The sequence below is a fragment of the Gynuella sp. genome (assembly GCF_050297175.1).
GTDB lineage: Bacteria > Pseudomonadota > Gammaproteobacteria > Pseudomonadales > Natronospirillaceae > Gynuella.
Genome location: NZ_JBNKSF010000029.1, coordinates 55728 through 79320, shown reverse-complemented (window position 1 = coordinate 79320; position 23593 = coordinate 55728). Strand labels below are relative to the sequence as shown.

The 23593-nt window shown below is 47.1% G+C and carries 22 protein-coding genes and 1 tRNA gene; 12 read left to right on the top strand and 11 right to left on the bottom strand.

The features are described from left to right. Positions 1-9 precede the first annotated feature (9 nt). Both ACQY6I_RS11490 and ACQY6I_RS11485 read left to right on the top strand, forming a co-directional pair. Entirely contained in the window at positions 10-270 is a 261-nt protein-coding gene (locus ACQY6I_RS11490; protein WP_428241630.1) for a TfoX/Sxy family DNA transformation protein, read from the top strand. A 214-nt stretch (positions 271-484) separates the two neighbouring features. Beyond that, on the top strand, positions 485-1000 hold the full coding sequence (locus ACQY6I_RS11485; RefSeq protein WP_428241629.1) for a M23 family metallopeptidase: 516 nt from the start codon (positions 485-487) through the stop codon (positions 998-1000). On the opposite strand, the gene ACQY6I_RS11480 is transcribed toward ACQY6I_RS11485, so the two are convergent. Beyond that, positions 997-1728, bottom strand: a complete 732-nt coding sequence (locus tag ACQY6I_RS11480) for a FadR/GntR family transcriptional regulator (protein ID WP_428241628.1) — start codon at positions 1726-1728, stop codon at positions 997-999. The genes ACQY6I_RS11485 and ACQY6I_RS11480 overlap by 4 nt on opposite strands. Positions 1729-2064: 336 nt before the next feature. Between ACQY6I_RS11480 and ACQY6I_RS11475 the strand changes: the two genes are divergently transcribed. The 3 genes from ACQY6I_RS11475 to ACQY6I_RS11465 are packed head-to-tail and all read left to right on the top strand — an operon-like array spanning position 2065 to position 4843. Further along, entirely contained in the window at positions 2065-2811 is a 747-nt protein-coding gene (locus ACQY6I_RS11475) for a (Fe-S)-binding protein (protein WP_428241627.1), read from the top strand. Next, positions 2808-4214, top strand: a complete 1407-nt coding sequence (locus tag ACQY6I_RS11470) for a LutB/LldF family L-lactate oxidation iron-sulfur protein (protein ID WP_428241626.1) — start codon at positions 2808-2810, stop codon at positions 4212-4214. The genes ACQY6I_RS11475 and ACQY6I_RS11470 overlap by 4 nt, the downstream gene beginning before the upstream one ends. Continuing rightward, entirely contained in the window at positions 4211-4843 is a 633-nt protein-coding gene (locus ACQY6I_RS11465) for a LutC/YkgG family protein (RefSeq protein ID WP_428241625.1), read from the top strand. Before ACQY6I_RS11470 ends, ACQY6I_RS11465 begins: the two co-directional genes overlap by 4 nt. A gap of 215 nt (positions 4844-5058) precedes the next feature. On the opposite strand, the gene ACQY6I_RS11460 is transcribed toward ACQY6I_RS11465, so the two are convergent. The 6 genes from ACQY6I_RS11460 to ACQY6I_RS11435 form a co-directional block, all read right to left on the bottom strand. Next, positions 5059-5859, bottom strand: a complete 801-nt coding sequence (locus tag ACQY6I_RS11460) for an arylamine N-acetyltransferase family protein (protein WP_428241624.1) — start codon at positions 5857-5859, stop codon at positions 5059-5061. A gap of 51 nt (positions 5860-5910) precedes the next feature. Further along, positions 5911-6309, bottom strand: coding sequence for a DUF6714 family protein (locus ACQY6I_RS11455; RefSeq protein ID WP_428241623.1), 399 nt, complete (start codon positions 6307-6309; stop codon positions 5911-5913). A gap of 112 nt (positions 6310-6421) precedes the next feature. Beyond that, positions 6422-6982: a DUF922 domain-containing Zn-dependent protease gene (locus ACQY6I_RS11450; protein WP_428241622.1), complete on the bottom strand. Its 561-nt coding sequence runs from the start codon at positions 6980-6982 to the stop codon at positions 6422-6424. Positions 6983-7152: 170 nt separating this feature from the next. After that, positions 7153-8886, bottom strand: coding sequence for an ABC transporter ATP-binding protein (locus ACQY6I_RS11445; protein ID WP_428241621.1), 1734 nt, complete (start codon positions 8884-8886; stop codon positions 7153-7155). Continuing rightward, on the bottom strand, positions 8879-9589 hold the full coding sequence (locus tag ACQY6I_RS11440; RefSeq protein WP_428241620.1) for a tyrosine-protein phosphatase: 711 nt from the start codon (positions 9587-9589) through the stop codon (positions 8879-8881). Before ACQY6I_RS11440 ends, ACQY6I_RS11445 begins: the two co-directional genes overlap by 8 nt. Positions 9590-9945: 356 nt before the next feature. Beyond that, positions 9946-10395, bottom strand: coding sequence for a hypothetical protein (locus ACQY6I_RS11435; protein WP_428241619.1), 450 nt, complete (start codon positions 10393-10395; stop codon positions 9946-9948). Between the two features lie 365 nt (positions 10396-10760). On the opposite strand from ACQY6I_RS11435, the gene ACQY6I_RS11430 reads away from it, so the two are divergent. Continuing rightward, a complete protein-coding gene (locus tag ACQY6I_RS11430; protein ID WP_428241618.1) occupies positions 10761-11174 on the top strand; it encodes a GFA family protein in 414 nt (137 codons plus the stop codon). A gap of 20 nt (positions 11175-11194) precedes the next feature. Here the strand turns inward: ACQY6I_RS11430 and ACQY6I_RS11425 are convergent, their stop codons facing one another. Together ACQY6I_RS11425 and pobA are read right to left on the bottom strand one after the other, a co-directional pair. Continuing rightward, complete coding sequence (locus tag ACQY6I_RS11425; RefSeq protein WP_428241617.1) at positions 11195-12085, bottom strand: DUF72 domain-containing protein; 891 nt, start codon at positions 12083-12085, stop codon at positions 11195-11197. 285 nt (positions 12086-12370) lie between these two features. Next, positions 12371-13555, bottom strand: a complete 1185-nt coding sequence (gene pobA / locus ACQY6I_RS11420) for a 4-hydroxybenzoate 3-monooxygenase (protein WP_428241616.1) — start codon at positions 13553-13555, stop codon at positions 12371-12373. A gap of 173 nt (positions 13556-13728) precedes the next feature. Here pobA and ACQY6I_RS11415 point away from each other — a divergent pair, with 173 nt between their 5' ends. The 3 genes from ACQY6I_RS11415 to ACQY6I_RS11405 all read left to right on the top strand — a co-directional run bounded on the left by ACQY6I_RS11415 (position 13729) and on the right by ACQY6I_RS11405 (position 18273). Then, positions 13729-14613: a helix-turn-helix domain-containing protein gene (locus ACQY6I_RS11415; RefSeq protein WP_428241615.1), complete on the top strand. Its 885-nt coding sequence runs from the start codon at positions 13729-13731 to the stop codon at positions 14611-14613. Between the two features lie 185 nt (positions 14614-14798). Then, a tRNA-Pro gene (locus ACQY6I_RS11410) sits at positions 14799-14875 on the top strand. Positions 14876-16497: 1622 nt separating this feature from the next. Beyond that, positions 16498-18273, top strand: coding sequence for a family 43 glycosylhydrolase (locus ACQY6I_RS11405; RefSeq protein WP_428241614.1), 1776 nt, complete (start codon positions 16498-16500; stop codon positions 18271-18273). 118 nt (positions 18274-18391) lie between these two features. On the opposite strand, the gene ACQY6I_RS11400 is transcribed toward ACQY6I_RS11405, so the two are convergent. Together ACQY6I_RS11400 and ACQY6I_RS11395 are read right to left on the bottom strand one after the other, a co-directional pair. Further along, entirely contained in the window at positions 18392-18910 is a 519-nt protein-coding gene (locus ACQY6I_RS11400; protein ID WP_428241613.1) for a hypothetical protein, read from the bottom strand. Between the two features lie 87 nt (positions 18911-18997). After that, on the bottom strand, positions 18998-20209 hold the full coding sequence (locus ACQY6I_RS11395; protein WP_428241612.1) for a LysR family transcriptional regulator: 1212 nt from the start codon (positions 20207-20209) through the stop codon (positions 18998-19000). Between the two features lie 266 nt (positions 20210-20475). Here ACQY6I_RS11395 and ACQY6I_RS11390 point away from each other — a divergent pair, with 266 nt between their 5' ends. The 3 genes from ACQY6I_RS11390 to ACQY6I_RS11380 all read left to right on the top strand — a co-directional run bounded on the left by ACQY6I_RS11390 (position 20476) and on the right by ACQY6I_RS11380 (position 23483). Then, the gene (locus ACQY6I_RS11390; RefSeq protein WP_428241611.1) at positions 20476-21516 is read left to right on the top strand and encodes a TRAP transporter substrate-binding protein; all 1041 of its coding nucleotides are present in this window, start codon (positions 20476-20478) and stop codon (positions 21514-21516) included. Positions 21517-21606: 90 nt separating this feature from the next. Next, positions 21607-22164, top strand: coding sequence for a TRAP transporter small permease (locus ACQY6I_RS11385; protein WP_428241610.1), 558 nt, complete (start codon positions 21607-21609; stop codon positions 22162-22164). Then, positions 22161-23483, top strand: coding sequence for a TRAP transporter large permease (locus ACQY6I_RS11380; protein WP_428241609.1), 1323 nt, complete (start codon positions 22161-22163; stop codon positions 23481-23483). Before ACQY6I_RS11385 ends, ACQY6I_RS11380 begins: the two co-directional genes overlap by 4 nt. Positions 23484-23593: the final 110 nt, after the last annotated feature.

Here is a 23593-nt window from a genome sequence, read left to right as displayed (position 1 = left end):
TTTATGAATATGAGAATTCGGGAACTGCAGGGACTTGGAAAAAAAAGCGAGGAAATACTCAAGCGTGCCGGCATCTCATCAGTCGAGGAATTTATGGCGTCGGATCCGTTTGAGTTGTATCTAACGTTGAGGCAGAGTGTTCCAGGCGTAGGGTTGAATTTTTTATACGCCATGTTGGGAGCACAGGAACACATGCATTGGCAGCAGATCGCCAGAGAGCGGAAGACGGCAATACTGATGCGACTGGATGAGATGGGTATTGCGCCATAGCGATGAAGCGTGTCAGTTCGACGGATTGGACAGCAAACTGTTGAGTCTGGGCACACTTTGAAATCTGCGAGCATTACGCATTCAGATTCAGAGAGATAAGCGCTGATGCCAAGCCGTTGGTTTCAGATTTTTTCATCGCCATATAATTTCGACCAGTCTGTTATTTGAGTGATAACATGCGAATTGTTTTTCGCATGTTATCTAATCTGAGTTCATGAAAAAGAAGTATTTGTTTGCCATCTGTATTCTGGTGCTGATAGTGGTGGGATATTGTTTGCCGGAACGAATAGTCATTCCGGTTGCCGGTGCCAGTCAACGGGACTGGAATCCAAAATCGTTCTGGTATGAACCATGGGGAGTCTCTGGAGTCCATAAGGGGATCGACATCTTTGGCAAAACCGGTACTGACGTATTGAGTACTACCGATGGTCTGGTTCTGTATACAGGGCAGATTCGTTTAGGTGGTAATGTTGTTCTGGTGTTAGGTCCCAAGTGGCACCTGCATTATTTTGCTCACCTTAATACGATTGATACGTCGATATTTTCTGTCGTTGCATCCGGTGACAAAATCGCTTCTCTCGGCGACAGTGGCAATGCCAAAGGCAAACCTCCTCATCTGCATTATTCGGTTGTGAGGATGATCCCTTTTCCCTGGAAAACAGATCGCACCAGCCAGGGGTATAAAAAAGCGTTTTATCTGGATCCCGGCAAAATGTTGACGGATCGTTAACGGGCTCCGGATAGCTCTTTAACACGTTGTTGCTCTTCGGCGAGGTCCGTAAGTATGCGTTTGACGAAATCGAGATGCTCATAAACCACTTCGCGAGCCCGTTCGGGCTGGCGTCTGTGTATGGCATCAAATATTCTGCGATGTTGGCGGATCAGAGTGAGGCGGGTTTCTGGTCGCCGCGACAGGCTGCCTATGTTGCTGCTGATATGCTGTCTCAACAAATCGAACAGTGTCTGTAGACTGTAATGCAACACCCGGTTCTGGCTTGCTTCTGCAATGGCGAGATGAAAGATTGCATCACTGGTGGCTTCTTGTTGAGCATCTTTTAGCTGATGGGCCTGCTGTAACCGTAAGAACGCCCGTTCAAGTTTTTTCAGATCAGCCTCTGAAGCCCGTTGTGCGGCCAGGTAGGCAGTCTGTCCTTCCAGTGCATAGCGATATTCCAATAACTCTTCCTGCAAGTCGATGTTTCTGTCCATATGCTCAGGCAGCAGAGTCGGTGCGGAACGCTCCAGGCCATTGGCTGCATAAGTACCTCCACCACGCTTACTGATCACCCATCCCTGACTTTTGAGGGCCTGCAAGGCCTCACGTACAATCGGACGACTGACAGTATACTGTTGGGCCAGCTGACGCTCTGATGGCAGGCGTTCGCCGGTGGCGATGGCACCGTCCTGGAGTTGTTGCAGCAGTAAATCACGTATCTCTTCTGAACGATATTGCGGCATTGGTCTGACCACTATGAAATTTGTGTAATGGTTATCAATTACCTGACAAAACACTGCACTTGTGGCAGTGCGCATCAGGACGGTTTGACTGACCAGAAGCAAAAACCCCCGGAGGCCAACGGTATTTTCGCCGAATCCTGCCTCCAGCTACTTGTGTTAAGTCAGTATGGATAACCTGCTCATGATGAACAGGTTATATAGTTTTGTGGTGTTTTCAGTCTACTAGCTATAAGTCGAATCAAATTAACTGTGTGCCACTGCTGTAAACAAATTTAAAAATAGCTAATGTTAAAAAGCGATTGTCGCCCGAATTGAAATAACCACAATGGTGTTGCTATGTCCTTGGATTATTCATCATTCACTCATGTTTATCTTTATGGTACCTGTGTCGTTGATCTGGCTTTTGCGGAGGCTGGTATTCATGCCACTGAAGTACTTGAAAGTCTTGGTTTGAAAGTGGTTTATGTAGAGGATCAGAGTTGTTGCGGACAACCCGCATATACTTCCGGATTTGAACAGGAAGCGGCAACCGTGGCAGCTCAGCAGGCCGCATTGTTTCCAGAACCCTGGCCGGTGGTCGTATTGTCTGGTTCCTGTGCCGGCATGATGAAACATCATTACCCTCGATTGTTGGGAGATTCTGCTCAAATATTCAGCCAGAAAGTCATTGAATGGAGTGAGTTTGTTTTCAATCATCCGAACTTTCACTGGCCGGATACTGACACTGTCGAAAAAGTGGTATTGCATACCAGTTGTACTGCGCGACGTGAAATGGGTACGTTTGAAACAGTCTCGCGAGCGCTTCAGCAGGCTCCGGGTGCGAGTGTGCAAACTCACGTCAGAGAATCTGAGTGCTGTGGCTTTGGTGGCACCTTTGCCGTTCGGCATAAAGAAATTTCCACTGCCATGGTGTCTGATAAGTGTGATGCTATTCTGGCACAAAACCCCGATGCCCTGGTAAGCGCTGACTGCGCCTGTATGCTGAATATTAATGGTCATTTGTCCTGGCGGGGTGAGGCTCTTGCAGGTATGCACATTGCGTCCTGGGTTCATCAACAATTACAACAGGCAGGTCAGTTATGAGCCAACCACGGTACACATCTGCAGAGTATTGGCGAGACGGTGTTCAGGACGCATTGAACAACCCGGTTTTGCAATCCGGTCTGGCTGGAGCCATGGATTATTTACAGGAAAAGCGGCGTATCCAGTTTCCGGATCAGGCCGTTTTTGAACAGCGCCGTCAACAGGCTTCAGCGATTAAAAAAAGCGCTTTGTCGCGTCTTCCTGAGTTACTTGAACAACTGGAAAGCCGTTGTCAGGCCAATGGTATTCAAGTGCACTGGGCTGAGAATGGTGAGCAGGCCAGTGCACTTGCCCTTGATATCTGCCGGCAGCAAAAAGCCACCAGCGTGGTCAAAGGTAAAAGCATGGTGTCAGAGGAAATCCATCTGAACGATGTGTTAATTGCTGCCGGGATGTCGTGTCTTGAATCAGATATGGGTGAATACATTGTTCAGCTGGCTGGTGAGACACCTTCACATATCATCATGCCGGCGATTCATAAAACCAAACAGGAAATCGCCCGGCTGTTCGTAGATAAGATACCTGGCATTCAGTATACCGAGGATGTCGATGAGTTGATTCGTATTGGTCGACGCGTGCTGCGACATGCTTTTGAGACCGCTGATATTGGTGTTTCAGGGGTTAATTTTGCTGTGGCTGAGACCGGTACGCTTTGTCTCGTGGAGAATGAAGGCAATGGACGTATGTCAACGACGATGCCGAAGGTGCATATTGCGTTTATGGGCATTGAAAAGGTTGTTGCGTCATTGACTGACCTGCCACCACTGCTACATGTGCTGACCCGTTCTGCTACCGGTCAGAATATCAGTACCTATGTCAATATGATTTCCGGTCCGAGACGCGGTGCTGATTTAGATGGTCCCGAGCAGGTACACTTGATACTGCTCGATAATGGTCGCAGCCAGGCATATACAGATGAACAACAGCGACAGACGCTGCAATGTATTCGTTGCGGCGCTTGTATGAATCATTGTCCTGTGTATCGCCGTGTTGGTGGTCATGCATATGACACGACCTATCCCGGGCCGATCGGCAAAATACTCATGCCCCATCTTCAGGGCCTGATGCATACTGCCCATCTACCCACAGCATCGACCCTGTGCGGCGCGTGTGGTGAAGTGTGTCCCGTGAAAATCCCGATTCCGGAACTACTGCAGCGATGGCGTCGACAGGCCTCAGAGGTCACACCAAACGGCGCCAAAAAGCGCGAAAAATTTGTCTGGGTATTCTGGCGCTTTGCTAATGTCCATCCAAAACTCTATCGGCTGGGATTGCGTATTTTCAGTCGTATACACCCTCTGTTACCAAACAACCTTGGCCCCTGGACTTGGAAGCGTCGCAAGCCGGCTTTTTCAAAACAAACCCTTCATCAACAGATGCGTCAGAGGAGGTCCCGATCATGAGCAGTCGTGATGCGATATTGGCCAGGTTACGTTCAGTCTCTCCAGTCAGGCATTCTGAACCGGAAACCACTGTTCAAGAGATATCTGCCGAGGACATGTTCTCCCAATTTAAACATTCTCTGGAGGCGGTGCACGGAGACGTGATGTTAATCCAGCCGGATGAGTTGGCAAGCTCGCTGGAAAGCTATTGTCGAAAACTCGGTGTTCGTTCGTACAGTTGTTCGGACCATAACTGGCTGGCCGAACATTTGACGCAGTTTAGAGCCATCAAAGAATATCAGTGGAGAAGCCCCACAAGTGTGGTGCAACATCGTTCTGAGCTGTTCCATCATCTGGACATGGGAATCACTTCTGCTGTTGGCTGGATTGCTGAAACCGGCACAGTTGTATTGCAATCCTCAGAGCATGAACCCCGGGCGCTGTCACTGGTACCCCCCTGTCACGTGGTTATCGTTCGGGAGAGTGATGGTTTTGCAGATATGGCGGCATTCATGTGCCAACAACAGACTCCGTTACCGACAAATCTGATTATGATTTCCGGCCCAAGTAAAACAGCGGATATTCAGCAGACGCTGGCATATGGCGCGCATGGTCCAGCACAATTTCTGGTGATCATATTGAGGCAATGACGAGGATGGCTGATTTCCAGCCAGAGTAACTACTTCCTCATGGCACAGACGATAATCAAAGGATATTACAGTTTGGGGGGCTGGTCGCATAACTGGGGGGCAAATCCAGGGTAGTCAAGCTGAGCGTTGGTGCTGCCAGTAAACTTTCCTGCACCGTGAAGATAAACATGGGGACGATTTGTATGGCCGTAATGACCAAATATGAGTGAGGTTTATCAGACTTGTCCGGTAAACCATTTTTTCACCTGAAAACCGGCAGGTAGAGTTATGTCAAACTGCTGCTTCAACGTCAAACAAAATTGTTCCGCGCTTTCCAGTAACCGTTCGGTTTTTTGCTGACCCTGCAACTCAATCAGTTTGCGACCTGACAAAGTAATACGTCCATCCTGAGTCAATCGGGAACAAATTGTTTTTTGTGTGAACACAGAATGCGGTGAGGTCTGGTGATAGTTGGCCATCTGGCAAAAATCATCCAGAGTTCTGGGAATAGTGGTAAAAATATACTGCGGTTTCCAAGTGGTGCTATCTGTGCTTTTGAGTATGGAAAAATGATTATTTTCCTTGCTAATTTTATGAGCTGCATGCTGTTCGACCAGCGCCGAACCATCCATAGGGAGGGGCATGTTAAAGGAATCCCCAAACCCGACATCGGCAATCACAGGTCCATCGGCCAATTCAACGGATAATAATAAATGGTCAAATTCCTGACCATACTGTTGGCCATCAAATACCCGTCCAGCGAGTAGTGTTACCTCGAATCCCAGGCTGCTCAGCAACAGATAAAAACCATAGTTAAGTTCATAACAAAAACCACCACGGCGTTGATTGATTAATTTATCAAATATATCTGCCGGATTGAGACTGATTTTTCGGTTGAATGTAATATCCAGATTTTCAAAAGGAAGTTGGCGTAAATGAGTCAGGTGAAGTTGTGAGAGTAACTGTCCGGGGTGCTCTGACAGTGAGCTTACGCCGATACGTTCAAAGTACTTTTGTTGTTGTGTGATTGAAATCATGATAATTATCGATCAGAAAGATCGATTTTGTCCGTACAAACAAGTTGATCATTATTCAACTGCTGCGAATCGATCAAGTATTTTCTGAATATCCTGGCGATCGATATTTGCCGACTGGTTTTCAAGCAGATGTTTAAGAAATGCCCTGACTACTGCTTTCTGTTGCTTATTCAGTTGATGCCACAGATTCAGATGAGGATTGTTATTGCGTTTGCACTTGCTGTATTCGTTCAGTGCTTGCAAAAGGTGAATGTATGCTGAGGACTGAGGGTTTGCCCGGTGGTTGTTAAGTACCCATATCATGAAAATAGGAAGGTAATTTATAGCTTCTTTGGCATCGACAGTTTCAAAGATATATGTATTGCGGGTTATCCATTCATCAGATATGTCTTGAGGGATAGAAAATGCTGCCCGTATTTTTTGGATAATGATCAATTCGGCGGTCATCATTACTATATACCTATGCCATAAGTGTTTATGGGTACCCGGAACAGTACCTGTCTTCGTCGTACTCCTGAAGAAAGCTTCCAGAAAAAAGCATTCGCTTTAGTCCGCTAGTTGATTATAAATGCGACTTCAGCCACGCACCTTCTGTTTCGCCATGGTTTGTTTGAAGATCATACTCTTTGTTCATCTGGTTGAGTCTGTTCATCTGTTGTTCGGCGACGGTATGAACTTCGGCTCTGAGCTGATCACAATCTGGGTAAGTCGGGAGGTCTTTTATGGATTGTTCAATTGCCCGCGCGGTTTGTATTGCATAATCGGCGTGAGTATTCTCGTGGGCAACGAGTTGTGGATACCATTGATTCCAGATAGCCGAAACTTCGTCAGAGTACGTGTAGATTTCAGGTAACGTAAATGTAATGTCAGCAGTTACGGTCACCGTTGTTATCAGACATTGTTCTTCCTGTGTTTCCCACTGAAAATCCCAGTTTATGTAATGACTGGTGCTCCCATGAAATGTTTTTCCATCTGTTTGGATTGGTGAAAAGATATTTAAGGTATCCAGTAGTTCGCCTTTGCTTTCGGAATAAATACTGTAGTAATCGTAACTTTCGTTGACGATCACCTCAGCATTGGCACTAATAGACAGCAGACAGATGCAAAACACCAAGAATTTCAAGATAAAACCTACGTATGCTTAACAAAGATTTGATCATAAATTAATCTCGTTTGAATAAACACGGGTCTTGAGTTTGATTTCGAAACACATCACAGAAAGTCTGGAGTAAAGTTGCAGATGATATAGCAGAGGCTTCCAGCACACTCAGTGTGTACTGGAAGCTTATAACTTTATTGTTCGAGGGTTCGGTTGAGTTCTTTGTAGGCACCGTCAAGTGCAATCAGTTGTTCATGACTGCCGGACTCAATCACCTGACCATCCTTGATGACATGAATGATATCGGCGGAACGAACAGTGGAAAGACGATGGGCAATCACGATCGTGGTTTTACCTTTTGCCGCGGTTTCCAGAGCATGTTGGATTTTCTGTTCTGTGCGGGTATCCAATGCAGAGGTCGCTTCATCAAGCAGCAGTATCGGTGCACTGCGCAATAATGCCCGGGCAATGATCACTCTTTGCTTTTGGCCGCCAGACAGGTTTGATCCCCTTGGGCCAGCAAGGGTTTGCAGTCCTTCAGATTGCAGGTCAGAGAACTCTTTTACCAATGCGACTTTAGCGGCAATTTCAATTTCGTCATCTTCAGCACTGCGGCGGCTGAACGCAATATTGTCGTAGATCGTTTCATCAAATAGAGCAGATTCCTGACTGACAACTGAAATCTGATTACGCAGATCAACAATGTCGATTTCCGACAGTGGCTGGCCACCGATCAGGATTTCACCGCTTTCTACATCTTCCAGTCGGCAAAGCAGATTGAATATCGTTGTTTTCCCTGCACCAGAAGGACCGACCAGGGCAGTGGTTTTGCCAGCGGGTGCTGTAAAGCTGATGCCTCTGAGTACCGGTTGATTATTGTAGCCAAAGGTCACACTGTTAAAACAGACGTCTCCTTGTGGATTGGTGACGGGTTTGGGGGCCGGGGCGTTAACAATTGTCGGTTGCTCATCAAACAGTGTGTAGATTCGCTCCAGACTCGCCATAGCGGCCTGCACATTTCCACCAAGCCCACTGAGGCGACGAATCGGATCAAACAGAAGCCCCAGTGCTGTAAAGAAGCTCATGAATTCACCGATGGTTTTATCGCCATTTACGATTTGCTGGCCACCAAAAATAAGAACTCCGACAAATCCAGCGCCAGCAATAATATCGATCATGGATGGCAGAGCCGCTTTACCGTATTCGGAATGGGATTGTACCTTCAGGTATTTCCTGACTTCCTCTGCAAAACGGCCATGTTCGTGTTGTTCTGCATTGTTGAGTTTGATGGCTTTGATACCGTGGAAAATTTCGTTCAGGCGGTTGGATATATCTGCTGAAGATTGTCGTGCCCGTCGAGTCGTCTTACGAATCAGTATATGCAAACCTCGAATTGGAAAAACCAGAAGTGGAGTGCCAATGAAGGCGATAAGCGTCCATTTCCAGTCTACCCAGAGGGCCACAGACAGTAACGATATCAGGCTGAACGTATCCCGGCCGAATACGATGAGAGCGTTACTGGCGAAGCTTTGCAACGCCTGAGAATCCCCACGTACCCGTTCAATCAATGCTCCAGGCGGGTTGCGGCTGTAAAAACTACTGTCCAGGCCCAGCAGGTGACGGACAATGTTTTTCTGAATATCAGTAATCACCCGCAGGCCAATTGTGACTGTTATGGAGCGTTGACCAAAGGCGCTGAGACCGCGAACAGTGAAAATGAGAAAAATTCCGATGGCTACGAGACCAATCATATTCGCGCTTTTATCGACGAAGATGTTGTCGAACAATGGCTTAACGGAATAGCTCAACAAACCCATGGTACTGCCTTCGATTACCATCAAAGTGATCGCCACCAGCAATAACAGCATGTGTTTGGACACGTACTCTTTCCAGAGCCGTTTTATGAGTGACGCCTTGGGTTTACTCACGATTTAAAATCCGGTCTATCAGTGTGTTGGCCAGGCCATTGGCATGGAACGTCTGTAATTCGTGTTCTTGGTCATAATGGTTCTGCAGCCAGTCCAAAAATGGCGTTGGGGTTTGTACATTGAAGCGACGATAGCTTTCAAAAAAGTGGTCCAGACGTCCGGTCTTGGCGGCTTTGATGTGCAGATATTTGAAACTCAGTTGCTTCTGTGCGACTTCGATCGGTTGTCCATCAATCAGCAAGCTGTATAAGGCAGAGCCCAGACCGGCACGGTCAGAACCTGCTTTACAGTGCAACAATACCGGTTTTTCCAGGTTGGCGAAGACTTTCTGTGCTTCCAGAACACTTTCCACACTGGGCATACGGCGTGAATACATACGCAAGTCTATTAATTTGATACCCAATTCTTTGCAGGTTTCCCGTTCCAGAGCATAGGAGCCAAACTCGCTGGCGCCACGCAGGTTCACAATGGTCCGGATTCCCATACGATGCAGTTTTCGGATTTGCCTTGGCGAAGGCTGGTTAGAACGATAGACGCCTTCGGCCACCTGGTGAAAATTTTGAAACCAGATGCGAAAAAATGAATGATCGATAAAAACAGCATCCAGGTGGGCAAAAAAACGTTTCAGAGGGGAGTCAAGATTCTGGTTCCAGGTTTTTCTCCAGCTTCGGTAACGGTGAACAATGAAGTTCTTCTTGGCCATAAATATCCTAATAATAGTGGTGAGCCTGAGTTGTTATGATAAACAGTGAAATCTCAATATGGCTCCGGGCAGGGTATTTCAAAGGCGGCGATTTTAACGGCTTGGAAAGTTTTTGGCTAATTTCGCCGGCTTGTGGGGACATTTTTATGATTTATCGTTCAGCTTGCAGTTTAGCAGCTGTTAGCCGGAACAGAGTTTCTTTATGTGGTGTATTTAGAAGCAATGGCTGTTGATGATGAAAATACCAATGATTTGTAAGCGGGATAATCGTATTGAATGACCTCACTGGCTATTCAACTCCAACGCACAATAATGTTTCAAGGACCGGGTTATATGACCCGGTCAGATAACACTGCTTAAAACGCAAACATTGCGCCCAGCATGGGGGAGAATTGAGTGTAGTCAGAGTCGGGCATGATGGTCACTTTAACGGTTCCGAAAAACACAAAATTCCGTGCTGGACTGCGTTCGTAGCCAATGGCGGCATGAATACCCAGCTCGCTGTCGTCGTTGTAGTCAAAAAGGTTACCGCCCACTTGATAATACACACTGGAGAACGCTGCGCCGGAATAGGCTTTAAATGCACCTTCCAGCATCATGTCTTTATCTGAATCCCGGGCAACTGAGAATACAACAGCAGAATTACGAGCCAGTCCATGCTGATAAAAAAGATTGAAAGCTTCGCCGACAACCTGATGTTCGTCCAGGATCCGAACCACATCTGTACCGATTGCTTTATTGGCTGCAAACGCCGATGAGCCGGTAGTTATCACAAGCAAAGCCAAGAACCAGCGGGTAATGCGCATAAGAACTCCTTATAGTATGTAAAAAAACGGTAATTCATATAGAGCGGCTAAACTACCGAAATATGGCTTTTATGCAAGGATTCCGTGCTGAATTTACTGCTGGCTTGCAATCCTTTGGTAAACAGACCGTATTTGCCTTAACGTCCCTCTGAGTGGGCAGGAGCTGATGTTCCAATACATTCTTGCTGGATGATTCCGTTAAATATATTGAAAATAGCAATCAAGCTTGAGTGGGTGTCCAGCGAATGAATAATCTAGCTGGGTGGATGTCTTTTTGATTGATATTCAGGTGGATGCCCCGGGAATAGCTGAGGGTCCCCGATTGGCGGGTCATGAAATGATGAAAAAAATCGTAGGAGATATGTATGGATGTATCAGTTGTTGAAGGAAGTTGTCTGTGTGGCAAGGTTCGATTCAGTCTCCAGCCTCCCTTTGAAACGATGCGGCATTGCCATTGTGGCCGGTGCCGTAAGGGCACAGGTACCGGGCATGCAACGAATCTGTTGGTGGGGATGGATCAGATTTCCTGGCTGTCCGGTGAGGATTTGATCAGTCGTTTTGAGCTTTCTGATGCAAAAAGTTTTGGTAAATGGTTTTGTCGTTGTTGTGGTTCGCCTTTACCTCGTCTTAGTCGTAGTGGCTATGTGGTGGTGCCATCCGGGTCTCTGGATACAGATCCAGGAATATCTCCATCAAGCCGCATATTTTGGGATTCCAGGGTCCGCTGGAGTTGTGAGGGGGATGGCTTGCCAACCCATTCGGGTTATCCCGAGAGTTGACTGATGTGATAGTGCCTGGCTCACAGAGCCAGCCCGAGTTGGTTCGATTCCGGCGGTGTCGGCGTTTTGATCACTGGTAGTTGTGTTTTATGAAATTGCAGCCAATGGTCACTCAGTTGTCGATATAGTTCGCGAGCCAATGTTGGGGCTTCAATATTATCGGGTGTGTGAATGAACAGATACGGCCGGCACCCGTCCGTTATCCACTGACAGATCTTGCCGATCCAGCTGTGAAAAAAGTCGTTATTGGCGTCCAGCGTAGGATGGCCGATGAAGCGGATGACGGGATACTTTGCTGTCGCGATAGCATGCACAGGCACCCTGGGCTTTTTCTTTTGAGCATCGATGATGGCCGGGGTATCCGGTGGCGCTGCAAATACTGGCCGACTGTCCATGATTATGCGGTTAGCCTTATGATCCATAAGCAGCCGGTTCAGTTGTTGCTCATCGGCTCCCTTGGCAAAAAATGCATCATGGCGGACTTCTACGCCAATATTCATCTCCTTTGGCAGTTTGCCCATGAAAGCCTGCAATAACGGTAGTTCTGCAGGACCAAAGAACTTCGGCAATTGAATTTTCCAGAGACCGGTTTTTTCCATCAAGGGAGACATATTATGCAGAAATGTCTGCAATTCCTGGCTGCAAGACCGTAATAGCCGCTTATGGGTGATTTCCTGTGGAAACTTAAAAGTGAAGCGGAAATCGTTGGCGACAGCCTCGCTCCAATCCCGTGCGGTTGTCTGATGGGGTGTGGCGTAAAACGTGGTGTTGCCCTCAACGGTACTGAAAATCTCAGAGTACCGCGCCAGTCGCTCGGCCGTTTCGTGTTTGCCGCCGTATACCGTGTCTCGCCATTGTGAGTGTGACCACATGGCCATGCCCAATCGCAGTGGATAAGTGTCCGTTTGCACGTATTTCTGCCTGATAAAAGCCGCTATTTTGGGCAGATGGGCGGTCGGGGGTCAACCGCCAGGGTGAGAATAAGGCCCTAGTGTAGTGCCTCAAATAAAACGCATATTTTAATGGGCCGCCGAATTCACTTCGCAACTCTACGTTAAGTTCAGCTAACGGCGTCCCATTCTTCGAGAAACCCTCAAGACGCCTACCGCTTCGTTCCAGCTCTTGACAAGGGAGCTCCATTGTCAAGAGCTGCGCCTCGCTGTGAACATCTTGAGGTGCTTTTTCAGGACACTACACTAGTCTTCCTTTAACTCATATGGCAGGCCGACGTATTGTTCTGCAATCAGTGTCTGACCGGCTGTAGACTCCAGCAAATGCGCCAGCTGGGCGTCCTGCATTTTGGCTTCGAATGGTGATGCACTCAGGTCGTGCAGCAGGTTGGTCATCCACCAGGAAAACTGTTCAGCTTTCCAGATACGGCGTAATGCCACCTCGGAATATCGTTCCAGGGCCGCGGGGTTGTTTTGCTGAATGGCGTCTTTCAGCAGGCAATACAGTGCCTGAACATCACTGGCGGCCAGATTCAGACCTTTCGCGCCTGTGGGAGGGACAATATGTGCTGCGTCTCCAACCAGGAATAAACGCCCGTATTGCATGGGTTCGACAACAAAACTGCGTAATGGGGCGATACTTTTTTCAATGGATGGCCCGGTGACCATGGTGTTGGCAACGTCTTCCGGCAGCCTTTTTTTCAATTCTTCCCAAAACCGCTCATCCGACCAGTCTTCCACTTTGTCATCAAGCGAGCATTGAATGTAGTAGCGGCTACGGGTCAGGCTGCGTTGGCTGCACAGCGCAAAACCGCGAGGGTGGTGCGCATAGATCAGTTCTTCTGCAGCGGGTGGAGTGTCGGACAGCACTCCCAGCCAACCAAACGGATAAACCCGCTCAAATTCGGTAATTTTATCTTCTGGAATAGTTTTGCGGGATACGCCGTGGAAGCCGTCACAACCGGCAATGTAATCACATTCCAGACGATAGTCCTCGCCATTATGAGTGAAGGTGACGTAGGGGTGATCAGAATCCACCTGATGAGGTTGAACATTCTGCGCTTCGTAAAAAGTCTGGGCTGAAGATTCCAGTCGAGCGTCCATCAGGTCACGGGTCAATTCCGTTTGTCCGTATACCATCACGCTGCTGCCTCCAGACATCTTTTTCAGGTCAATACGGTGCAGCTTCCCGTTCCAGGAAATATTCACGCCATCATGTACCAGTCCTTCTTGGTCCATTCTGGCACCGGCACCTGCTTTACGCAGTAGATCAACCATTCCCTGTTCGAGTACTCCTGCACGTATTCTGCTGAGAACGTAATCCCGGGTTTTGGCTTCCAGAATGACGTTGTCGATACCTGCTTTAGTCAGTAGTTGTCCGAGCAGAAGCCCGGAAGGACCTGATCCAATAATTGCTACGGTGGTTTTCATAATTGTTCTCCGCGAATTGTTCGTCCGTATTACATCCAACATCGACGTTGGTAATGATTATTTTTATAGTTTCAGTTAGTGTCAGGTATGTTGATAAAATTGGCGGCAAAGCGCTATGGGCTATTCTGATAACTTCTTGTACATTTCAAAGATGCATGGTGTGAGGTAAGCATATGAAGATGGGCCAGACCATTCCAACTTATCGGTTATATGGCGAAGAAATGGCTGCTTCTATGCCGGAGTTGGTGCATTGCGAGCAAATAATTGAACGCAGTCGCTTGCATGATTGGCATATTTTGCCGCATAAGCATACCCGCCTGTTTCAGCTGTTGTTGGTTCAGCAAGGTAGAGCTGTGGTGAGTCTGGATGGCGAAAGCCATGCCTTGTTTCCTCATCAGGCTATTGGTATAGCTCCGGGGGTGGTACATGGGTTCGATTTTGACCCAGGCTCAGACGGGTTGGTTATAACGATGGACGAAGATTTTCTTGAACCCATATTTTCACGTTTTTCCGACTATCCGGTCTGTTTATCCCAGGTCACCTGGTTTAGGAATGCTGCCGAACAGGCGTTGCCAAAACTATTTGAGTGCTTGCGCCAGAGTTTTCGGGAAGCAACACCGGGCAATATGTCATTGGTTTCCATTCTGGCTGAAGCTTTGTTTGCAGCATGGGTTCATGAGACCCAATCTCAGCTACAACGTGAGAATAACCCGAGAGATCGTGCTGAAACGCACTTTTATAAATTTGAGAAGCTCGTTAATGAGCAGTTTGCCACCCAAAAGCATGTTTCCTGGTATGCGCGGCAATTAGGTGTATCGCCTGAACACTTGAACGTCATATGTCATCAGGTGGCTGGAACGGCAGCGCTAAATGTTATTCATCAGCGTGTTGTTCTGGAGGCCAGACGTTTGTTGGTATACACCCGGTTAAACGTGTCTCAGGTGGCAGAGGTACTGGGTTATCGGGATCCAGCGTACTTCAGCCGTTTTTTTAAGAAAAAGGTTGGGGTTCCTCCAAAAGACTTCCATTTACAGTCAGCGGGAGCTTCAGAACCATAGTGATGGCAGGAACGATGCCGATTTCTTATTCGCCGGGAAGTGGCGATGGTTGGTTTCGTTTTTGTCGCTGTCGGTCAAACTGTCTGCTACTCAGCAGTATCTTCCTTATGAACAGAGCAAGCAGGAGAGTCTGTTGATCTAGCCCATTGACTCTGACTGAATTCTGAATAGAATTGCCCGCTGTCCGGTGTGTAGCGCAGCCTGGTAGCGCACTTCCTTCGGGAGGAAGGGGTCGGAGGTTCAAATCCTCTCACACCGACCATTCATTTCTTACTTCAAAGCCCTTAAGCCGTTCTTCCTTTCATTCTTCCTGCATGACAAAAGATATATCTGCTGCGAGCCATGCTAAGTGCATGGTAATCATCAGAGTAACCATTCCAACACCTACACGTAGAGCCACTAAAAACGCTCCACCATTCGTCGTGTTAGAAGGCAGTGAACTGACTGGCGCAGACAGTTCCACACGCCGGAAATAAGCAGTTAATATTCCATACACCGAGTAGTTAACATCTTACTCAGGTGGTATCGAGAATTTATGCTTGTTTGATGGTTGGTACGTTGTTTAAAAATACCACGATTTCGGTCGCAATATTGTCCAGAGCTTTGCAATAACTCCTAACTCAGATTTTTTGATTGCTTCATAAAAATTAGGGACCTCTGAAAAATAGGAATAGTTTTGATGCAGGCGAGGAAGCACCACTCGCAACACCGCAATTTATGGGCGTAAATGAGGATGTGAGATGGGGCTGACAACGTCCTGCGCGAAAATAGGCCATTTTTCAGAGGTTCCTTAGTATCGCTGGTGGCTTTTGGGGACATGAAGTCTTCTGTGTTGATGACAGATTTCACAATGATCCCCGAACGAATATCCAGTAACACGGCCTCAACCGAACAGTATGATTTGCGCTCATTGGGATCAATGAATCTATATTTTTGATAGGACTGGCAGGAATTTCTGTATGCCAGTAATAAACCAGCATGGCTGGTAGGAATGAGGCATCATAGACTCAGCTTGACGCTCCAAGTCTGGTAATCAGGGATTCAACCAGCGAATCACTCAGCTGTGTAAAACCATTTGCATAAGAACGCTGGTCCGTATCTGTATTGAGGTTGAGGATTACGATTCTATTCTTTTCAGGCAATTTGACGTGATAATCCAATAGTTCATTTATCTTCTTATCATCGGTTCCAAAGATGGAGCCCTCCACTAACATATCTTGCAAGCTTGAGTTGGCTTACTGAGAGTCATTCTCCGGGCGACCTGCTGATCCGGCTATTGCGGACTCATGAATGATAAATACGGCCGATGTCAGTTAATTCGAAAAATGATAGAGACCATTCCATGTACAGGGTATTTGGTGTCTCGGTGCTATCAATTTTCCCTGATTTTTCAGTGAAAAGGATGTCTGCTATGAATAGCCTTCATACTAAATCCCTATAGCGGTGGCAGTGGACTGAAGTACTATCATCAATGTCTGTATATGGAACAGAGGTCGCGTTATCGACCTTTTTCAGAGGTTCCTTAATTTGGCTAAGCGCATTGCCCTGGTGAATAAGTATAAAAAATTGGGGTAAACAGGAATTTCAGTCTTGAATTGAATTCGTTGATGACAGTTTGAACAGCGTAAACAACTATTCAGTTCAGTTAATTCATTGAAGGACGGTTAATTCTATGTTGTCCAGCCATGAAAATGCCTTTGGCTCACGCTGGCGTGACTGGCCGGGTCCGTTGCCATCCAGTCTTTTCTGTTTTTTATATGACGGTGGATTTGTGTCATCGATGTGAATTGAGCCAACGTATCCTCATGTCATTGTGATGATAATCAAACGTGTGAGTAGTATCCAAAGTGTTGTTTGCCAACCGCGTAGCAGGAGCACATTGCTATGAAATTCTCTTTGACGGGTAGTGTATTAAGTATTGTATTTAAAAGAAAAATCATGCATCTGTTGTTTGTTTCAGTTGCTCTCAGTGTGACTGCCTGTAATGAGGATGGTCATAGTTCCGGTGTTTCAGGTTTGTCATATGCTCCTGATTCATATATTTCTTCAGGATCATCCTTGTCCTCTGAGTCATCTTCGGACAAATCTCCGAGCGCGCAGGTCGCTGGTCATACCTGTCCCAGTGACAGTGATCATGCATATAACCATTATGTGGTGGTCGTGCCTGATATGGTCGAAGCTGAGAATTTTGACCCGGCGGGGTATTACGACTCCAGCGCTGGCAATGAAGGTGGTAGCTACAGAACCAACACCGATGTAGATATTAAAGGGGTGGATACCGGTTATGGGTTAGGCTGGATAACCTCCGGTGAGTGGGTGGAATACACCATTAATGTTGAAACCGAAGGTGACTATGATATTACGATCCGTTCCGGAAGCGTTAATGCCGGGCGTACACTCTCTATTACTCAATGTGGTCAGACGTTAATAGATTCTTTCACCGTACCTGTGGTGGGTGCCTGGGGGCAGTTTAAGGTCTGGTCGGCTGGCACCGTTCATTTGACTCCTGGGGTTCAAAAAATCCGTGTAACAGCGACAGGGGCTGACTACTTTGATCTCGATTGGATTTATATTGGTCCTTACAACAGCACTATGGACCCACCAGACCCAGAGGTGGAAGCGCCTACATCCTTTCCCAACCCGCTGATTCGTTATGATGCTGCGGATCCGGTTAATGGTCCTGGTAACTATATTTTTACCGCTGACGGAGCCGGTTTCGAGTGGAACGACAAGCTTTATCTTTTTACGACCCATGATGAACAGGCCCAGGGGGTTTCGGGGTATCGGATGTTTGATTACCGGCTATGGGAAACGACCGACATGATCCATTGGGAGAATAAAGGCGCGGTGGCGCGTTATAGCGATTGGGCATGGGCCAGAGGAAATGACAGGGCTGGTGATGCTAATGCGATGCAGACTGTGCATCGAAAAGATGCCCAGGGGAACGATAAATTCTATATCTATGTACCCATCAATGGTGATCCGAGCGGTTGGGGAATTACCATTGGTGTCGGTGTTTCCGACAGGCCGGAAGGTCCCTACACAGATCCGCGTGGAATGCCTATGATTCTGCTGGCGGATACTGCAGGGTTGTGGTACCAGGCTACCGGACAAACCGCCGATCATGGCTGGCGCAATCTTGACCCAACCGTGTTTGTGGATGATGACGGTCGAGCCTACATGTACTGGGGCAATAACTCATTGTATTGGGTGGAGCTCGAGCAGGACATGATCCATTTGAAAGGGGAGTCTTATTCTCTGGATACTTCCGGAAAAATGATTAATCGCAATACCTCCAATGTCAAAATTAATGTGGTTAGTAATCTACCGGATTTTGAAGAGGCCGCTTACTTGCACAAACATGACGATTGGTATTATTTGAGCTTTTCGAAAGGATTTCCCGAGAGTACAGCTTATGCCATGAGTCGCACTCCCAGAGGACCATGGGAATACAAAGGGCAAATACTTGACTCATCTGCGATTCCCAGTGGTGTTGGTACCGTGCACCATTCCATATTTGAATTCAAAGGAGCTCATTATATGTCCTATCACAATGGTGGATTGCCTACCGGAGGTGACTATCGTCGATCCATATGTATTGATCGAATCTACTACAATGACGATGGCACGATTAAAAAACTGATTCCGACCGGAATGTGATCTGAATGTGATGATGTTCGATTAGCCCGGAGGTAATAGTTATCGGGTTAATCGTACAGCGCCGGGGTTCAGTATCGTAGTCACCGGCTGTTTTAAAAGTCAGAAAAAATTATTTTTATTACAGGTTCTGTTTTAACAGTTTTTTGGCAGCGGATGCCAGCAGTGCGCGGCTATAGAGGCGATGAAAACCGCTCAGCGTGTGAAACAATGGGCCGAATGATGATTGGCCATTGTCGGATCGTTTGGACGGCATCACGACAGAACCAAAGTATAGCCTTGTCAAAACCCTGGAGTTGGTGTCTGCAGGTGTCACCATTAGCCACGACCGTGTACTCTGAGTCATGTCGCACAACAAAATCTGATTCTCTGCTCGTTGCTCAACGCGCCAGATTGAAAACCGGTCGGTTTGCCCGCTTGCCAGTTGAGCGGCTGACCGGTCATCTGCTCTCTGGCCGGTCAAAGTCGATAAAATGGTTCTCTCTATTTTGAAAATCGCAGTTGTGTAAAATGCCTGAAGGTAGTCTGTTAACGATATGCTGCGTGCTATGTCGACATGATAACAATCGGTAAAAGCCCCGTTGTCAGCATATTGTTTTGAGTACGCCTGTTCCGGTAGTTCGTTTTTGGTGATTTTCATTTTGTCTGTATCCTGCAAATCAATGATGTCCTGAAAAGAGCAGCCGGAGTAACGAAGATCTGGCGATTACACTCCGAACATCAACATTTATTCTTCGATATCACGGCTCAGATCCCGCAAATAATTCATCAGCTCTTTTTGAGCGGTGGTTGGATGCCAGTCTGTTCTGTAAGTCAGGCCGATAGGGCGGGAAGAGTGATCAGGCTTATAGGCGAGAGTAGTCAGGATGCCTTGTTTTTCTTCCAAAGTGATCTGATGTTTGGACAGAAACGTGAGCCGGTCGCTGGCTTGTAACAGCTGACGAATCAGAATCTGGGAACTGCACTCAATCAACCCCTTGGGAATATGCATGCCACCCTGTTCAAACATAGCCTCAAAACGGCTTCTGGCAGGGGTTCCTTTGCGTGGTACTACCCAGGGGTATTGCGCCAGCTGTTCGAGACTAAGTTCCGACTCACCAGCCAACGGATGACTTGCTCTGGCAACGATGGACAGAGAAGTTTCGAATAAGGTTTCTTCGATAATTTCTTTGGAGGGAAAATTTCCGCGTAATGCCCCGATCAGAAAATCAATATCTCCCTGGCGCAGGTGCTGTAGCAAATCTTCATAAGGCCCGTCGATAACATTGATAGACATTTGTGGACGGCTGACGGTCAACTGATTCAGAGCCATGGGTAAAATATAGGTTCTGGCCAGCGGCATGGATCCAATGGCGATATAGCTGGATTCTATACCCAGTGATTCGTTGACTTCCTCAAAACCCTGACGCAATTCGCTGAAGGCAAGCTTGGCACTGCGGGACAGAATAAGTGCGGCTTTGGTTAGCGATATACCGATATTGGTTTTTTCAAACAGAATAATCGATAAATGATCTTCAAGTTCTCTCGCTGAACGATGCAATGAAGGCTGAGAGATGCTGATTGAACGCGCTGCCATGGAAAAACTGTGGGTACCTTCCAGCGCGATTAATGCCCGCAACTGTGAAGTAGATATTATATTGAGTGGATTTGTGCCTGCTTTTCCATTGCCGCTGCGAATAGCTTCTTTGAGACCTTGCTGTAATAAATTTAAACAACGATCAACTCTACGAAACAAAATCTCGCCACGTTCTGTTAAAAACATTCCACTAGGACTGCGGTTAAACAGAGCTGTCCCAAAGTGTTGTTCCAGTTTATTGATTGCCTGGGTGATCGCAGATTGCGAAATAAAGATTTTTTCAGCACTCAAACTTATATTTTTATTGATGGCGACTTCACGAAACGCGCGTAAGTGTCTGAGGTTTGGGACGTTTTTATGCATCCGTAGTAGCCTTTATAAATTCTTTTGGAACGGACTATAGCAAAAATTAATATAAAAAAAAGAAAAACTAAGTGGCTTATCAAATGCACCGGCTTGATACTCATCTGAGTTATTCGCAACCGGTATGAAGCTGGCATTTTACACCAGTTGGCGGCAGACGGGATGTAACCATGCTACAGGTAGGCAGTCATTGTCGAATGACCTTTGAGTGTGGTGCAATAGTGCGAAAGCGGGCAAAAAATAAAAATAAAACTGGAGGTCAAAATATGCTTCGCAAGGCCATTAAAATAATGAGCGTTGGAATCGTTACAATGGGATTTGCAACGTCAGTGTTTGCAGCTGATGTGGTCTTACGTCTGCACCAGATGTTGCCACCACAGGCTACTATTCCAGCCAAGGTTCTTGAACCATGGGCAAAAAAAGTCGAATCAGAATCCGGGGGCAGAATTTCGGTTCAACTATATCCGTCCATGCAACTGGGTGGTAAGCCAAGTGATCTGATCGATCAGGCCCGGGATGGGGTCGTGGATGTGATTTGGACATTGTTTGGCTACACCCCAGGTCGTTATCCAAAAACAGAAGTATTTGAACTGCCCTTTATCGGGACTACTGCAGAAGCCACGTCCATGGCTTTTCAGGAATATTATGATACCTATATGACGGGTGATAAGGGTTTTCGTGGACTGAAAGTTCTAGCCGTGCATACCCATGGACCCGGCTTGCTGCACACCCGTGATTCTGCAATCGAAAAACTTGAGGACCTCAAAGGTCTGAAGCTGCGCGGTACTTCCAGAGTGATTAATGCCATGCTGAGTTCTCTCGGTGCCAGCCCATTGGGCATGCCGGTTCCGGCAGTTCCGGAAGCATTGTCCAAAGGAGTTATCGACGGAACAGTAGTGCCCTGGGAGGTGACTCCATCGGTTAAAATTGCTGAACTGGCACCTTATCACACTGAGTTCTCCGGCCGGAATGGGTTATACACTGCTACATTCCTCTTCGCCATGAATCAGGACACCTATGACAACTTACCAGCCGATCTGAAAAAAGTAATCGATAACAATTCCGGTATGGCATTGGCTCAAAAGTTTGGTCAGGCGATGGACGCGGGAGACAAACGTGGTTATGACATCGCTGTGAAAGCGAATAACACCATTGTTAAACTCGATGACGCTGAAACTGCACGGTGGAAAAAGGTCAGCAAAACAGTGACCGAGGACTGGGTTAAAGAAATGGACAAACGTAAGATGGACGGAACCAAACTGTATCAGGCTGCCAAAGCGCTGATTGAAAAATACGACTCCCAGTAATGTATCCTCAGGACATAATCATGGTGATGATTATGTCCTGTCAGATTAAATCGTTTACTCACTTTCACACTAAATTTTTGTAGGTCACATATGACTACGGCTGTATATCACCCCTTGTTTTTGCGAGCTCAGCGTTTGGTTGAAGGTATGGCCGGTATGCTGGCCATTCTCAGCGGCATTCTATTGATTATCGCAATCCTGTTAACCACTGTCAGTATCGTCGGACGACTGATGACGTCATTGGGCCTGTCTGCGATACCCGGAGATTATGAACTGGTACAGATTTTCTGCGGCTTGGCTGTTTTTTCGTTTATGCCTTACTGTCAGTTGAGACGTGGCCATGTCAGCGTGGATTTGTTTATTTCACCTTTTGGTGCCAAAGCCAAAGTCTGGACTCAGCTCTTGGGTGACATGGTGGTAACCGGGTTGTTTTGTCTGTTGGCCTGGCGTCATTTTGATGGAACGGTTGATAAGTTTGATTATCAGGAAACAACCTTTATTTTACAGATTCCGGTCTGGTGGGCGTTCGCTGGAGCAATGGTTCTTTTTTGTCCGATTGTGGTGACAGGACTGTTTACGTTGTGGCGGGACATTGTCGACATTATCCGAGGTGATCAAGCGGATACTGAAGAAGAGGATTATTCATGAGCAGTATTGAGATCGGACTCTGGTCTTTTCCTATCTTGATGTTATTGGTGTTTATTCGTATTCCCATTGGTGCGGCCATGTTATTGGTGGGAATCGTCGGTACTTATCTGGTTACGGGTCGCTGGTCTCCGGTTCTATCGCAAATGAAAACAGTTAGTTGGACCGATTTTTCCAACTATTCATTTTCAATTATTCCGCTGTTTTTATTGATGGGGCAGTTTGCTTCCCGAGGCGGAATGTCGACTGCTTTGTTTAAAGCTGCAGAAGCCTTTTTGGGTCATCGAAAGGGCGGTGTGGCAATGGCCGCTGTAGGTGCTTGTGCGGGCTTTGGGGCTATTTGTGGATCATCTCTGGCAACTGCCGGCACGATGGCGCAGGTGGCCTTGCCGGAGTTACGCCGTTACGGTTATTCCCCTGGTCTCGCGACAGCCACATTGGCGGCCGGTGGTACGTTGGGCATTCTGATTCCGCCGTCTGTGGTTTTGGTTATCTACGCGATTCTGGCAGAACAGAACATTGCAAAACTGTTTGTGGCAGCGTTTCTTCCGGGATTAATGGCTGCATTGTTTTATATGATTGTGATCGCCGTATATGCCCGTGTTGTGCCCGGTTCTGCCGGGGTTAAAGAACGAACTCCATGGCATCAACGGCTTAAAATTGTGGCAGATGTCTGGCCGGTTTCATTGATTTTCTTTTTGGTGGTAGGGGGTATCTATTTAGGCTGGTTTACCCCGACAGAAGCAGCTGCGATTGGCGCTGCCGGAACCGGGTTGGTTGCCTGGTTGCGTGGTGGGCTGGACTGGCCGGCGTTGCAGGATTGTCTGAAGAAGACGGCTATATCCAGCGCGATGATTTTCTTCATCATTCTTGGAGCTGGAATCTACAACTCGTTTCTGGCGTTTTCGCAATTGCCACAGAACAGCGCGTCGTGGGTGGTGGAACAGGGTTTTTCACCCTGGACGGTGTTATCCATCATTCTCATCCTGTATGTGATCTTTGGTTGTTTTATGGATTCCATGTCGATGATTCTGCTGACGGTGCCGATTTTTTTCCCGATCGTCAGTGCTATGGATTTTGGCCTGCAGTATGAGGAGTTTGCGCTATGGTTTGGCATTTTGGTGCTGATGGTGGCCGAAATCGGTCTGATTACGCCCCCGGTGGGTCTCAATCTATTTATCATCAATGCCATGTCCAGCGGGACACCTATTCGACAAACTTATATTGGGATATTGCCTTTTATCACCGCAGATTTGGTTCGGGTATTGCTGCTGGTGCTGTTTCCTGCTGTCAGTCTGGTGCTTGTCAGAGCTCTTTATTAGTTCAGTCGGCAGCTTAGAGAAACATAAAACGTAGCCCGGATTTGCTTGAAAATTTGATTGGGTAATAACAAAAATTAATACCCAGAAAAGCAAATCTAAATAGTCATGAT